Annotated in this window: 15 protein-coding genes; 12 read left to right on the plus strand and 3 right to left on the minus strand. The window is 64.1% G+C overall.

Annotated features, from left to right (window positions below):
* Positions 1-81: 81 nt before the first annotated feature.
* The 11 genes from ACOCG7_RS08495 to ACOCG7_RS08545 all read left to right on the plus strand — a co-directional run bounded on the left by ACOCG7_RS08495 (position 82) and on the right by ACOCG7_RS08545 (position 10,523).
* On the plus strand, positions 82-915 hold the full coding sequence (locus ACOCG7_RS08495) for a HalD/BesD family halogenase (RefSeq protein WP_310135240.1): 834 nt from the start codon (positions 82-84) through the stop codon (positions 913-915).
* Positions 916-958: 43 nt separating this feature from the next.
* The gene (locus tag ACOCG7_RS08500) at positions 959-1,480 is read left to right on the plus strand and encodes a GNAT family N-acetyltransferase (protein ID WP_159442575.1); all 522 of its coding nucleotides are present in this window, start codon (positions 959-961) and stop codon (positions 1,478-1,480) included.
* Between the two features lie 14 nt (positions 1,481-1,494).
* A complete protein-coding gene (locus ACOCG7_RS08505) occupies positions 1,495-2,754 on the plus strand; it encodes a hypothetical protein (RefSeq protein ID WP_193615296.1) in 1,260 nt (419 codons plus the stop codon).
* A 3-nt stretch (positions 2,755-2,757) separates the two neighbouring features.
* Positions 2,758-3,945 (plus strand): NAD(P)-binding domain-containing protein, encoded by a 1,188-nt coding sequence (locus tag ACOCG7_RS08510; protein ID WP_073429985.1) that lies wholly within the window; start codon positions 2,758-2,760, stop codon positions 3,943-3,945.
* A 94-nt stretch (positions 3,946-4,039) separates the two neighbouring features.
* Positions 4,040-5,059, plus strand: a complete 1,020-nt coding sequence (locus tag ACOCG7_RS08515) for an AAA family ATPase (RefSeq protein ID WP_073429986.1) — start codon at positions 4,040-4,042, stop codon at positions 5,057-5,059.
* A 28-nt stretch (positions 5,060-5,087) separates the two neighbouring features.
* Positions 5,088-5,957 (plus strand): DUF58 domain-containing protein, encoded by an 870-nt coding sequence (locus ACOCG7_RS08520; RefSeq protein WP_073429987.1) that lies wholly within the window; start codon positions 5,088-5,090, stop codon positions 5,955-5,957.
* Positions 5,954-6,895, plus strand: a complete 942-nt coding sequence (locus ACOCG7_RS08525) for a calcium incorporation protein MxaA (protein WP_143031982.1) — start codon at positions 5,954-5,956, stop codon at positions 6,893-6,895. Before ACOCG7_RS08520 ends, ACOCG7_RS08525 begins: the two co-directional genes overlap by 4 nt.
* A complete protein-coding gene (locus ACOCG7_RS08530; protein WP_073429988.1) occupies positions 6,892-7,890 on the plus strand; it encodes a vWA domain-containing protein in 999 nt (332 codons plus the stop codon). The genes ACOCG7_RS08525 and ACOCG7_RS08530 overlap by 4 nt, the downstream gene beginning before the upstream one ends.
* A complete protein-coding gene (locus ACOCG7_RS08535; RefSeq protein WP_073429989.1) occupies positions 7,887-8,444 on the plus strand; it encodes a hypothetical protein in 558 nt (185 codons plus the stop codon). Before ACOCG7_RS08530 ends, ACOCG7_RS08535 begins: the two co-directional genes overlap by 4 nt.
* Before the next feature lie 8 nt (positions 8,445-8,452).
* On the plus strand, positions 8,453-9,535 hold the full coding sequence (locus tag ACOCG7_RS08540) for an MxaL protein (RefSeq protein ID WP_227470941.1): 1,083 nt from the start codon (positions 8,453-8,455) through the stop codon (positions 9,533-9,535).
* On the plus strand, positions 9,528-10,523 hold the full coding sequence (locus ACOCG7_RS08545; RefSeq protein WP_421375114.1) for an isopenicillin N synthase family dioxygenase: 996 nt from the start codon (positions 9,528-9,530) through the stop codon (positions 10,521-10,523). The genes ACOCG7_RS08540 and ACOCG7_RS08545 overlap by 8 nt, the downstream gene beginning before the upstream one ends.
* 116 nt (positions 10,524-10,639) lie before the next feature.
* Here the strand turns inward: ACOCG7_RS08545 and ACOCG7_RS08550 are convergent, their stop codons facing one another.
* Positions 10,640-11,560, minus strand: coding sequence for a LysR family transcriptional regulator (locus ACOCG7_RS08550; RefSeq protein WP_073430022.1), 921 nt, complete (start codon positions 11,558-11,560; stop codon positions 10,640-10,642).
* 250 nt (positions 11,561-11,810) lie between these two features.
* On the opposite strand from ACOCG7_RS08550, the gene ACOCG7_RS08555 reads away from it, so the two are divergent.
* Positions 11,811-12,584 carry an SDR family oxidoreductase gene (locus ACOCG7_RS08555; protein ID WP_244745150.1) on the plus strand — a complete coding sequence of 258 codons (774 nt, stop codon included), beginning with the start codon at positions 11,811-11,813 and terminating at the stop codon, positions 12,582-12,584.
* A gap of 42 nt (positions 12,585-12,626) precedes the next feature.
* Here the strand turns inward: ACOCG7_RS08555 and ACOCG7_RS08560 are convergent, their stop codons facing one another.
* Together ACOCG7_RS08560 and ACOCG7_RS08565 are read right to left on the minus strand one after the other, a co-directional pair.
* The gene (locus ACOCG7_RS08560) at positions 12,627-13,475 is read right to left on the minus strand and encodes an isocitrate lyase/PEP mutase family protein (protein ID WP_244745152.1); all 849 of its coding nucleotides are present in this window, start codon (positions 13,473-13,475) and stop codon (positions 12,627-12,629) included.
* Positions 13,476-13,660: 185 nt separating this feature from the next.
* Positions 13,661-14,086 (minus strand): OsmC family protein, encoded by a 426-nt coding sequence (locus ACOCG7_RS08565; RefSeq protein WP_073429993.1) that lies wholly within the window; start codon positions 14,084-14,086, stop codon positions 13,661-13,663.
* Positions 14,087-14,164 lie beyond the last annotated feature (78 nt).

Raw genomic sequence — 14,164 nt, forward strand, 5'->3', positions numbered from 1 at the left:
GCGCCCTTCAGGCACCAGCTGGGTCTTGTCCGATGTCGCGACAGGAAATTTGCATATTCACTAATGACATGGAGCGAGTCCATGGACGCACCCGAAATTGACGGAGCACGTGACCATGGCGTACAGCAGCGCACAGCGGACAACTGGGCTGCCGACTTGTACAGTATCGTTATGCCGCAGCAATACGACTGGAACATACTCCAGCAAATGCGCGAGCAATTTATGCGATTTGGGTATATTCGGTTATTCGAATTTATCTCGCCTGCTGGGTTGAAGCTGATAAAGAACGAGCTTGATGAACTTGCTCAACTCGCGATACGCAAGAGTTTTGAAATGCCAGGCTATGCGACGCCGCGAAGTCTCTCGGCGCTCGGCGGATCGATTATCAAGGCTCATTCACCGTTTCTCTATAGCCTTTATCACCATTACGCATTGCGCAACTGCGTGGAAAATATCGTCGGCCGCACGGTCTATTCGTGCACGCATCCCGAAGAATTCATGGTCGCGAATTTTCTCCATCAACGCGGTGATACGCACGGCTGGCATCTGGACGACCCGCCCTATGCGCTCGTGATATTTGCCGAACTGCCTAGTGAAAATGGCGGCGGCGAGCTCGAGGTCGTGCCGAACTGGACCGACCTGTGCCGTCGCAAGCATCGCAGGCAGGACGAAGCGATCGGCGACCTTGTCGCGTGGGCGGAGGAAAACGGTCTCGTTGACCGCCATCGCCATCAGGCCGGCGACGCCTATCTGCTGCGCGCCGACATGAATCTGCATCGCGTCGCACCGCTCGTGCGCGCCGGCGAGCGGCGAGCCGTCGTCAACCTTGCGTTTCAATGCACCGCCGTCATGGAATACGGCTCGACAGCTGACATGCTGTATGGCACGGAGAGCGATCATGCAGCGCGCTCGTGACGATGACGGAGCCACCGGCCACATCCGCAATCTGGCGTCGAGAGTGGAAGCAGTGGCGGCATCGGCTTCGCACTCCGTCAACGCGCGCGCCGACGCAGTCGCGTGGCGCTGGTCCAGCTTCGAGCAACTGCCAGTCGCGCACCTCTACGCGGCGATCAGCCTGCGGGAAAGCATCTTTGTCGTCGAACAGAATGTGCCTTATCTCGACGCGGACGGACGCGACCCGCATTGCCGTCATTTAACCGGCTTCGTCGATGGCCGGCTCGTTGCGTACGCGCGCGTGTTGCCGAAGGATCTGTTCGAGCCGGGCTTTTTTAGCTTCGGCAGAGTCGTGGTACATCCGGAGCATCGTCATGCCGGTATCGGCCGCGAACTTGTCACGCTCGCGCTCGCACATCTTGATGAAGTTCGCGGCAATACCCCTGTCAAGATATCGTCGCAATTCTATCTGAGGGAGTTTTATCAGTCGTTCGGTTTCGCGCCGCAGGGCGAACCGTACATCGAAGACCGGATCCTGCACATTGGAATGGTTCGCGGGCACTCTTCTCCCGGAGGGCGTCCATGAAAACGGTGGCCGCTATGCTTGGTAGAGCGCGGCTGCGCGTCAGCTCGCGGGTCTATCCCTGGCTTGCCGCAGCCTGGCCCATCGCGATCGTCTGGTCGCGCGCGGCCGCGTCCGCCGAGGCCGCGCTAGCGGCAAGCTTCGGCCTTGCCGCTAGCGCGTCACTACTGCCGGCTGTTGCAGTCAAAATGATTCGCACCGAGGACGCTATCGGGTTACGTTTCGCGCGCGTCACGCCTGGCCGGCTCGCGAGGCTGGCGCTGCACGCGCCTGTCGTACTGGTCGTGGCGACCCTGGTTGGCACAGCGACGGGGCAGCGCTTACTCGACGCCATGACCTTCGTCATCGCGACCGCCGCTTCGGCGGCTCTGCAATCTCTTGCATTCCGGTTTGCGTACCACGGACGCGGCGAGCGGACGAGCAACCTCGTTCTTGCGCTTGCCGTGGCGGCATGGCTCGTCGCCAGCGTCGTCGTCGAACCGGCCGTGCGATATCTCGCGGTGACCGGTGCGGCCGTCTATTTAGCGGACCTGCTCGTCGGCGCGCTCGCCGATCTTCGTTCGTTCTGGTTTCCACGCGCAGGCGTCGGCGTGTTTTTCGGCTCGTTTAATCCCGTGCACAACTCGCATCTGCGGATGATCCGCGACGCACTGGACGGGCGTCGTTTGGACACGATCTATGTGCATTGCACGACCGTGCCGAAACTGCATCGGCAGGCGCTCGAACGCGGAGAGATAGCGATGTCGCGCGAGGCCGGCATGCGCATCTATTCGAAAACCTCGTCTGCGGATCCTGGCAAGAACTACTTTCCGACGGGCAATCGCTTTTACGATTACGAAGTCCGCAGGGAACTGCTCAGGGCGGCATGCGGCGATGCCGGCCTCGCGCAACGCGTCGAAGTGCTGGATCTGCCGGACATCTACGACAAGGAAGGTTTCGTCGGCGTGTTGCGCGAGGTCCGCAGACGGCATCGAGGTCAGCCGTTGCATGGCTTGCATGGCAGCGATACGGGCGGCATGTGGGTCAGGAACCTGTTCGACGATTGCGGCTGGGTCTTTCCGTGCGCAGTCGTGCGCACCGACGGCGTGTCGGCCACAGCGATTCGCAGCGGCGCGACGGGCCTGACCTCGGAAACAGTCGAGCGGTTTCTTGTCGCGACTGGCTCGGGACAGGACTTCGTGTTCGCATCCGGATATTGCTTCGAGCACGTCCGCAATCCGGATCGCGATGTCCGTGTGACAGGCGATTGTCCCGCCGCATCTACCACGATGGAGTGACGCATGCAAGCCAATGTTGATATCGCCATCGTAGGAGCCGGCCCGTTCGGGCTGTCGATCGCCGCTCACCTGCGCGGCAGCGGCAAGTCGTTGCGGATATTCGGCACGCCAATGCAGATCTGGCGCAGACACATGCCCAAGGGGATGATGCTCAAGTCCGCTGGTTTTTCGTCGACGATCTGCGATCCGGGCCGAACCTTCACGCTGCGCCACTACTGCGAACAACAGGGCATTCCATATCACGAAGTCGGACTACCAGTGCAATTAGATACGTTCTCGGCATATGGGCTGGCGTTCCAGCAACGTTTCGCGCCCGGTCTGGAAGATGTGCCGGTCGAAACGATCGACGCGTGCGCGGAGGGTTTTGCGCTGCAACTGGCGAACGGCGGCTCATTCAGCGCGCGCAAGGTCGTGCTGGCCGTAGGCATCGACCATTTCCGTCATATTCCCGATGTGCTCGCGCATCTGCCGTCCGAGCGCCTGTCACACAGCGGCGAGCATCGCGAACTGGAGCGGTTTCGCGGACAGCGCGTGCTCGTGCTTGGCGCGGGCGCGTCCGCATTCGATCTCGCGGTATTGCTAGAGGATGCCGGTGCGACGGTCCAGCTGATCGCGCGGCGTTCAGCCGTCAGATTCAACTACGACGAGCCGCTAAACCGTCCCTTGCTCAAGCGCGTTTCGATGCCGATGTCCGGCGTCGGTCCGGGCTGGAAGCAGCGTACTTGCACCGACATATGGCCGTGGCTATACCGCTATTTCCCTGACGAGCGCCGGCTGCGGACCGTGCGGGAATTTCTCGGCCCCTCGGTCGGATGGTTCATGCGCGAACGGGCGGAGGCCGTCTCCCAACTGCTTGGCTTTGAAATCGAAGCGGCTCGCGCTGACGGAAACCAGGTGGAGTTGGAATTGCGAGGCCAGGATGGCAAGCGCCGCGTCGTAAGCGGCGACCACCTGATCGCGGCGACCGGCTACCGCAGCGATGCGCGCCGCCTGCCGTTTCTCGCGCCACGGATCGTCGACCGGCTCGCATTAATTGGATCGACGCCTCGTCTCTCCGCGCATTTCGAATCGTCCGTGCGCGGTCTGTATTTCGTCGGGCCGGTGTCGGCGACCAGCTTCGGCCCGGTCATGCGCTTCGCCTTCGGCGCCGTCTTCACGTCGCCGAGAATTGCGCGGCATCTCGCCGCCTGATGCCCGCGCCGAGAGGTAGCGATAAACAGCAGGTATCAGATACACAGCCAGCGTGCAGCAACCACTCAACCGACGTCCAGAACGGAGAAACCGGATGCTCTCTGAAGAAGCGTTGCAGGACTGGCGCAGCGACGCGCTGCAACTGGAAGCGGCCGTCGCGCAGGCGGTCATCGGGCAGCAGCAGGTGATACGCCTGATCACCGTCGCGTTGTTCGCGCGCGGACATGTGCTGCTCGAAGGCGACGTGGGCGTCGGCAAGACCACGCTGCTGCGTGCTTTTGCGCGGGCGATCGGCGGCGAGTTCGAACGCGTCGAGGGAACGATCGACCTGATGCCTGGCGATCTCGTCTACCACACCTACGTGGACGCCGAAGGCGCGCCGCGCATCGACCCCGGCCCGTTGCTGCGTCATGGCGAGCGGCTCACGACGTTCTTCTTCAACGAGATCAACCGCGCGCGGCCGCAGGTGCAATCGCTGCTGCTGCGCGCGATGGCCGAGCGGTCGGTATCCGCATTCAATCGCGAACATCACTTTCCGCACATGACGGTATTCGCCGATCGCAACAAGGTCGAAAAGGAGGAAACCTTCGAACTGGCGTCCGCCGCGCGCGACCGCTTCATGTTCGAACTGAACATGCCGACGCCCGCGGACCCCGCCATTCGCAGCCGGCTCGTTTTCGACCCGCTGTTTCACGACGTCGACACGGTGCTTGAACAGTTGCCCGCCGGCATGCTGTCGTGGCGTGAGCTGAATGCGGTGGCCGCGTCGATCCAGCGTCATGTGCGCGCAAGCGAGACGATCGAGCGATACGTGCTGCAACTCTGGGAGGCCACCGAAAAACCCGCGCAATACGACATCCGGCTCGGCGACGTCGATATCGACCGGCTGATACTCGCAGGCGCCAGTCCGCGCGGAATGAGCGCGCTGCTGCGCGCGGCGCGCGTGGTCGCGTGGCTGGCCGAACGCGCCTATCTGATTCCCGAGGACATCCATGCGGTGCTGCCGGCCGCGCTCGGCCATCGCGTGTTTTTTACACCGATCTACGAACTGCGCCGTGCGGAACTGGCCGACGCGTTGGTGCAGGCGATCATGCGCCGCGTCGCCGCGCCATGATGCCGATCGACACGGCGCGAGCGACGCGATGAGTGCGATCCACGAATTCCATTACCGGATGCCATCCCGGACAGGCGGATATCGCCCCGGCTCGCATCACGGTTCGAGCGTGGGCGGCGGCCAGGCTTTTGCCACGCACGCGCGGCTTTTCGACCATCCCGATCCGCGGCGTCTCGATCTGCGCGCGAGTCTGCGGCACGTTGGCCGCGACTGGCTGGTTCGGATGCAGCGGCAACGCACGGCCGTCACCGTGCATGCGGTCGTCGACGTATCGGCATCGATGTCGTTCGGTTCGCGCCGGGCGAAGCTCGAGGTCGTCGGCGACTTTGTCGATTCACTGGGACGCAGCGCGTTTCGGGTCGGCGATGCGGTCGGCCTGCTTGCGTTCGATACCGGTTTGCGCGACGACCTGATGTTGCCCGCGCGCCATCATCGCGGCGCCGGCGCCGCGATGCGTGCGATGCTGTCCGAAGGCGGCCGGCCGGCACTGCGCCGCGAGGGCGACGGCGCGACCGGTTTGCGTCGCGCGGCCGAAAGGCTCAGCGGACGCCAGGGACTCGTGTTTGTCGTATCGGATTTCCACTGGCCACTCGACACGCTGCGCGCATCGTTCGATCTATTGATGCCGGCCCTGCTGGTACCGATCGTCGTGTGGGATCCGTTCGAACTCGAAGCACCGCAAGAGAACGCGCTAATGATGATGCGCGACGCCGAATCGAACGGGCGGCGCACGTTATGGATGCGCCCGGCGCTACGTGCACAGTGGCGTAATGCGGTCGCACAGCGACGCGCGCGGATCGATGCGCTGTGCACCGCGCATGGCGTGCGGCCTTTTTACCTGACCGGTCCGTTCGATCCGCAGGCGCTGTCGCGTTACTTTCTGGAGTTGACGGCATGACGCGGCGAGTTTCCTTCTTGCGGCCACAGGTGGGCGACCGCGTGTCGCTGACGACGCGCGTCGCCGCGCTTCTCTGTATGTTCGCCTCAGCGTGCTTTTCATACGGCGCCCTTGCCCAGCAAAACGTAATCGCGGCAACAGCTCAGCCGCGCAGCTTCGGTTATCTGCTCGGCGATGTGATTTCGCAGCGTGTCCTGCTTCGCGCGAACGACCGTCCGTTTGAACCGGCGACACTGCCGCCGCTCGAACGCACCGGCGCGTGGCTCGAGCGGCGCGCGGCGAAGGTCGAAACGGATGCCGGCGGCGAGCGCTGGCTGGTGCTTGAGTATCAAGTCATCAACGCGCCGCAGACCCTCACCGCGATCACTCTGCCTGCCTTGATGCTGCGAGCCCCCGTCGCTTCGAGCCCGGCGTTGGCGGTCGCCGCGTGGCCGGTCAGCGTCGCGCCGCTGACGCCGCGCAGCGCGTTCGCGCAGGGTTCGCTGCAGGACATGCAGCCCGACCGTCAACCCTCACCGTTGCCGATCGCCCCGCTGCGCCAGCGCCTGATCGCGTCGCTGGCGGTGTTGGCTTTCGTTGCATGTGCGTGGCTTGGGTGGTGGCTGTGGCGCAATCGCCGCGATGCGGGCCGCTTGCCGTTCGCCCGCGCGTGCCGCGCGCTGGAGCGCCTCGACGCGGTGCAGGTCGACCGCGAACCCGACGCGTGGGTGTCCGTGCATCGCGCACTGAACGAGGCCGCCGGACAGGCGCTTCACGCAGGAACGTTGGGCGCGCTGTTCGTCCGCGCACCGTATTTGAGCCCATTGCGCGAGCGGCTCGAACGCTTCTACGCACAGTCGGGCGAGCGGTTCTTCGCAGTTTCGCCGACGCACGAGCCGTATCGGCTTCTCGAACTGGCCCGGGAGCTTCGGCTTGCCGAAAGGCGTCATCACCGATGACCGCCATGCTCGCATTTTCGTCGCCGTGGATGCTGGCGTTGCTGCCGCTCGCGCTGCTGCCGTTATGGCCCCGGCGCAGCGACACACTGATGTTTTCGCACGTCGACTGGCTGCCGCGCGACCGGCTCGGGCATGCCGCCGGCATCGCACTGAAGGCGATTGCGGTCGCGACGATGGCGCTGATCGTGATCGGACTTGCCGATCCACAGCGGCCGGAGCGGCAAGTGGCGCGGATTGCGCGCGGCGCGGAAATCGTCGTGCTGATGGACCGCAGTTCGAGCATGGACGCGATCATCCCGCCTGCCGGCGTCAAGGCCGCAGGTGCATTATCGGAAGGCATGTCGAAGAACCACGCCGCGCGTGAGGTGCTGACGAAGTTCATCGACAAACGCAACGACGACCGCGTTGCGTTCATGATGTTCGGCACGAGCCCATTGCTCGTCATGCCGCTCACTCGCGACAAACAGGCGATCGAGAGTGCGGTGGCGAGTACCGGCATCGGCCGGGGCATGCCGGATACGCGGCTCGACCGTGGGCTGCTGGCGGCCGTCGGTCAGTTCGACCAGCGCGATTACAACGGCAATCGCGTGATCGTGCTGGTCTCCGACGGCGGTGCGCGACTCGACGCCGCGATGCGCGAACGCATCGCGGCGAGTCTCACGCGCAATCGCATCACGCTTTATTTCATTTACATTCGCAGCAGCGCGAACAGCGCGGATCTGAATGCGATCAAGCCGGGCGACGAGTCGTCCGAGGAGGCCGCACTGCATCGGTACTTCCAGTCGCTGAAAACGCCGTACCGCCTCTATCAGACGGATGACTCCGGCGCGTTGGCGGCTGCGATGGCCGACATCGACGCGCAGCAGCACTTCCCCGTGTCGTATCTGGAGCGCGTGCCCGCTGGCAGTCATGGCTCGCTGTGCTTCGGGGTCGCGCTCGCGGGCTGTGCCTTGCTGGTCGGGTTGCGCTTCGCGGTATTGAGGAGCTGGTCATGAAGCGACGCACGGTTCATGCGGGCTTTGCGGCGCTTGCGCTGTGCTGCGCGGCGTTGGCCGGCTATCAGGGCTGGCGTCTCGTGGATGCGCTGCGCGGCAACGCGGCGGTGTTGCGCGCCGCGACGGCTGCGCGCAGCGTCACCGGCGCGGGAATCGACCGGACCGCGCGAGTGCGGCTCGCACAGGCCGTCGCGTTGTCGAAAACGGGAGAACACGATGCGGCGTCGAAGCTCTACAACGGTCTGATCGATCGCGCGCATCTCGACGAGACCGGGCGCACGGCGTTGTTCGATCTCGCCAACATGTACCTGCGTGAGGCGATCGCGGCGGGGACCGCGAACCCGCTCGCTTCCGCGCCGCTGATCGAACTCGCCAAGAACCGTTATCGCGAACTGCTGCGCGCCTATCCGGCGGACTGGGACGCGCGCTACAACCTCGAGCGCGCGCTCTGGCTGCAACCGGAGACCACCGAAGCGTTCGGCGACGGCCATGAGCCCCCGGCGTATCGGCGCGCGCTGACCGTGCCGGACGTCGTGTTGGGGGATCTGCCGTGAAAGACGCGATGGGGAAAGCGATAAAGCCGGCCGTGCCGCGCGTGTTCGGCTACCGGCAATACGCACTGGTTGCCGCGCTTGCCCTGCTCGCCGCCGCGTTGTGGATGCCGAAGATTACGTTGATGCGCGAACGCTTCGACTACGTCGTCACGTTCGACATCACGCAAAGCATGAACGTCGAAGATGTGACGCTAAACGGTGTGCGTACGAGCCGTCTTGCGTATGCGCGCGCGGCGATGCGCGATGCGCTGCGGCGGATGCCGTGCGGATCGCGCATCGGCTGGAGCGTGTTCACGGATGCGCGCGCGCTGCTGCTGTTGCCGCCGGTCGAGGTATGCGAACACTACGACGCGCTGCTCGCGTCCCTCGACGGCATCGACGGCCGCATGCGCTGGGCGAACGCGAGCCGCATCGCCAATGGCGGCCTTTATTCGGCGATACGGCAGGCGAAGCAGATCGGCGACCACACAGCGGTGGTGTTCGTAACCGACGGTCAGGAGGCGCCGCCGCGTCCGCCGTCCGAAACATCGCTGCCGGGCATCACGACGGGCGACGTGGGCGGCTGGCTGATCGGTGTCGGCGGCGAGCGGCCCGCACCGATTCCCAGAACCGGCAACGACGGTCGCCCGGCGGGCTTCTGGCTCGCCAGCGAGGTAGTCCAAACGACGGCGGTGTCCCCCGCACGGCCTGGCGCGCCCGCTGCCGTGAGCCGGGAAGAGTTGTCGCAGGTGCGCGAAGCGTATCTGCAAACACTGTCCGGCCAGATTGGCTTCGGCTATCGCCGGCTGTGGACGCCCGCCGCGCTCGGCGACGCCCTGCTCGACTCGCGCTTTGCGCAACGCGCGCCGATCGCCGTTGATCTGCGCTGGTGCGCCGCCGTGGCCGCGTTGCTGATGCTGGCGATCACGTTCATGCCGGAGATTCGCGTGCCGCGCGCGGCGAGGATCGGGCAAGCCGGCGCCCGCCGACTCGCGACAGCGGTCACCGCTTCGAAGACCGGACGAGCGGTCATGGTTTCACGCAACGATGCCTATTCAGCCGTACACCGGCCGTTCCAGTCCGGTTTCATCGAGGAAAGACACGATGAATGACACCGCCATCCCCGTTATCGATATCGGTGCGCTGCGGCGCCTGGACCCAGCCGGCAGCCGGCGGATTGCCGCGCAACTGGGACGCGCGTGCCGTGAGACCGGGTTCTTCTGTATCGTCAATCACGGCGTGCCGGAGGCCGCGATCGATGCCGTGTTCGAGCACGCGGAGACTTTCTTTGCCCTATCGGTCGAAGAAAAAATGAAACTGTCGCTTGAACGGCATAGCCGGTGCTTCCGCGGCTATGCCCCGCTGCTGTCGGAACTGGCGGACGGCAAACGCAATGCGTATGAGCTGATGGAGTTCAGTGTCGAATTCGCGCCAAACCATCCCGATGTCGTGTCCGGCAAGCCAATGCATGGACCGAACCTCTGGCCGGCGCTCCCCGGCTATCGCGAGGCGTTGACATGCTATATCGGCCATATGGTCGGGCTCGGTTTCGATCTGATGCGAGGCATCGCGTTGAGCCTCGATTTGCAGGAAGATTTTTTCCGGCTCGCGTTCAATGACCGCCCCTTCTGGCAGTTTCGCACCGCGCATTACCCGGCCCCCAAGGATCTGCCGCAAATAGCTTCGATTCCTGCGTCAGCAGAAAAGCTCGCACAAACAGAGATTGGGGACTATAGCTGCGGTGCGCATACCGACTACGGCTGTCTGACGATGTTGGTTGCAGACAGCCCAGGGCTCGAAATTCAGACGCGCGATGGGTGCTGGACCAGCGCACCGACACTGCCCGGCGCATATGTTTGCAATATCGGCGACATGCTCCAGTATTGGACCGGAGGCCGTTATGTGGCGACGCGCCATCGTGTGAATACCGCATGCGAGCGCCTCTCACTGCCGTTCTTCTTCCAGCCCGACTACGAGACCCTCGTCGTACCGCTCGGCCAGGTTAGGGGCGCTTCCAATAATGCTTCCGCGCCGCTGCAATATGGGCCCTATGCCTTCCGGAAATACCAGGAGATTTATCCGGGGGCGAGACTCCGGTAGCTGGCTGTGCGGCCGCCTTTATCCCGGTCTCCACGCTTTCCCGCGTCCGTTCGGTTATCTCGAACCGCATCGGTCGCCGCTGTGCGACGAAAGACCGACGCCCTGATCGACCGGCTTCATTCGCCCGCACCCGAATCGCAAACGAGTTGCGCTTTCAAGAGCGCATCGAGCCAGTCGGCGAACACCTGAACCCTGCGCGACAGATGTTGCCGATGCGGATAGAGCAGGTTCATCGGCATTGGCGCAGCCCGGTATTCGGGCATCACCTCGATCAGTTCGCCCGCACGCAGATGCTGTTGCACGTCATAGGCAGGAATCTGGATCAAGCCAAGTCCTGCAAGGCAGCATGCGATATACGCCTCCGCGCTGTTGACGGTCACGCGGCCCTGGGTTGTCAACGTTCTGACAGTCTCGCCATCGAGCCATTCCCAGGGCGCGATACGCCCGCTCGTTGGCGACGCATAGTGAACGACCTGTTGGGTTGTCATGTCGCCGGGGGTGCAAGGCGTACCGTGCTGGGACAGATAGAGGGGGCTCGCAACATTGATGAGTGGCAGATCGCCCATCGGACGCGCGATCATGCCGGACTCGTGCGGCTTGCCCACGCGCAGCACGCAGTCGACGCGTTCTTCGATGAGGTCGATCGTGCGATCGGTCAGGCTGAGCGTGATGTCGATTTTCGGATAGGAGACGAGGAATCCCGGCAGTGCGGGTGCGATGATCAACCGGCCTATACGGCCTGGCACGTCGATGCGCAAGACGCCGCCCGGCCCCACCGATGTCTGCCGAAACAGGTTCTCGGTCTCCTCTACATCGGCGATCAGGCGAAGACAGCGTTCATAGAGCGCCGCGCCGTCCTGTGTCGGCGACACCTTGCGCGTTGTCCGATGCAGCAAGCGGGCGCCGATCCGTCCTTCCAGTTCCTGGATCGCCGCGGAAACCGACGAGCGGGGCAAGCCGAGCGTGTCCGCCGCGCGCGTGAAGTTCGCACATTCGACGACGCGCGCGAAGACGCGAAACAGGTCAATACGATCCACGTTCGCTCCCACCTTCGCGAGCGCGCGGCTCGCCGTCGTATCGAGCTTTCCGCAGGGGATGCAGTCCATCGGTCCGGCACGCGCGCGCGCCGCCGGTCTCACTTATCGTCATGTGCAGGCACGCCCTTCCACTGTTCGACTTTTCTGACCAGTGATGTCAGAAACAGTAGGTTTAAATGATTTTCCTGGAATATATCATCGAGCAGGATGAGAGGCTGCATAGGGCGGCTTCGGCACTGGGGGATGAAACATGGCAGACCACAGCATCAAAGGCAAAACCGTCGTCATTGCGGGCGGGGCGAAAAATCTCGGTGGGCTGATTGCACGGAATCTCGCCGCGCAGGGCGCCAGGGCAGTGGCGATCCACTACAACAGCGCGAGCTCGAAAGCCGCGGCGGACGAGACACTTGCCGCGATCGAGTCGGCGGGTGCCACGGCAGTCGCTTTCCAGGCCGATCTGACCTCGGCCGGCGCGGTCGAGAAGCTGTTTTCGGATGTCGTCGCCGCCGTCGGCCGCCCCGATATTGCAATCAACACGGTAGGCAAGGTGTTGAAAAAGCCGTTCGTCGATATCACCGAGGCCGAATACGATGAAATGACGGCGGTGAATTCCAAGTCTGCGTTCTTCTTTCTCAGAGAGGCAGGCAAGCACGTCAACGACAATGGCAAGATCGTCACGCTCGTCACGTCGCTGCTTGGCGCGTTCACCCCGTTTTACGCGGCCTATGCGGGCACCAAGGCGCCGGTCGAACATTTCACACGCGCGGCGGCCAAGGAATTCGGCGCGCGGGGCATCTCCGTAACGGCCGTCGGTCCCGGGCCCATGGACACGCCGTTCTTCTATCCCGCCGAAGGCGCGGACGCGGTGGCTTACCACAAGTCGGCCGCCGCACTCTCGCCGTTCTCCACGACTGGTTTGACCGACATCGGGGATGTGGTGCCCTTCATCCGCCATCTGGTCAGCGACGGGTGGTGGATCACGGGGCAAACCATTCTGATCAACGGCGGTTACACGACCAAGTAAGTGGGCGAATGAAATCTCGCTCTGTCTCTTTCTGACGCCGTCTCAGCGTGGCTTCTGCCACTTCTGCGCGGCCGTGCTGAAGAGCTGGTTGATTTCGTTGCCGCTCACCGCGTCTTTCGTGTAATTGAAAGTGCCGTGATCGCGCATCTCGTGCGCCGCGCGCAGAAACGCGCCCAGCGCGGCACGAGCGAGCGAGCCGCCGACGCTCACGCGGCGCACGCCTAGCGCCCGCAGTTCGTCGAAACTGAGCACCACGCCTTGCAGTCCCATCAACACATTCACCGGCCGCTCGAGCGCGCCCACCACGGCGGCGATCTCGTCGCGCGTCTTCAGACCGGGCGCGTAAAGCACGTCCGCGCCGGCTTGCTGGTAAGCCTGCAAACGCCGGATCGTATCGTCGAGGTCGGGGCGGCCCACCAGATAGTTTTCCGAGCGGGCCGTGAGCGTGAACGGAAACGGCAGCGCGCGAGCCGCGACCACCGCGGCGCGCACGCGCTCCACGGCGGCCTCGAACGGGTAGACCGGTTCGTCGGCTCGGCCGGTCGCGTCCTCGATCGAGCCGCCGACTACCCCTGCCGCCGCCGCTTGCGCGATGGTTTCGGCGCAGTCCTCGGGTGCGTCGCCGAAACCGTTTTCCAGATCGGCGCTGACCGGCAGATCGGTGGCGCCGGCGATTTCGCCGAGGTGCACCATCATCTGCGCGCGGCCGATGGCGTTATCCGGCAAGCCGCGCGAAAACGCATAGCCCGCGCTGCTGGTGGCGAGCGCCTTGAAGCCGGCCAGCGCGAGCAGCCGCGCGCTGCCGATGTCCCACGGGTTCGGGATGATGAAGGCTTCGCCGGCTGTGTGATACGAACGGAAGAGCTGAGCTTTTTCTGATTGCGTTGTCATCTGCGGTTCCATGAAAGACCGACCCGGCCCGGCGCATGATCGCGGCGCACTGGCGGATCGTTGAGATTGCCGGTCAACGGGTAAAAGCCGGCGGCGGGTTTCGCCCCGCGCGCCGGCCGCATTGCGTCGACGGCCTGAGAAAGCCTGGGAACAGCAAGAACCCGGGTACGCACCCAGGCGCGAACTCAGGTTTCGAGTTTGGCGTCCATCGTGATCGTGGCGTTCAGAACCTTGGACACCGGACAACCCGCCTTGGCGTCCGCGGTGGCCTTGTCGAACGCGGTTTTGTCGCCGCCGGGAATCTTGACCGCCACGTCCAGATGCACGGCGGTGATGGCAAAACCGCCGCCCTCCTTATCGAGCGTGACGGTGGCCGTCGTGCCGATACGTTCGGGCGTGATGCCGGCCTTGCCCAGTTCCGCCGATAGCGCCATCGAGAAACACCCCGCGTGCGCAGCCGCGATCAGTTCTTCGGGATTCGTGCCGATGCCGTCCGCGAAGCGCGTGGAAAACGAGTACTGGGTCTCCTTGAGTACGCCGCTGTCGGTGGAAATCGAGCCCTTGCCGTCTTGCAGGCCGCCTTGCCAGACTGCTGATGCCTTGCGCTTCATCGCTCTCTCCTGTTTGTGCCCTGCTTCGCGCGCTCCACGACCTGAGCTGATGCCCGCCGCAACGGTCCCGCCCGAATG

Origin of the sequence: Paraburkholderia sp. DD10 (assembly GCF_049177125.1) — a bacterium.
GTDB classification, from domain to species: Bacteria; Pseudomonadota; Gammaproteobacteria; order Burkholderiales; family Burkholderiaceae; genus Paraburkholderia; species Paraburkholderia terricola.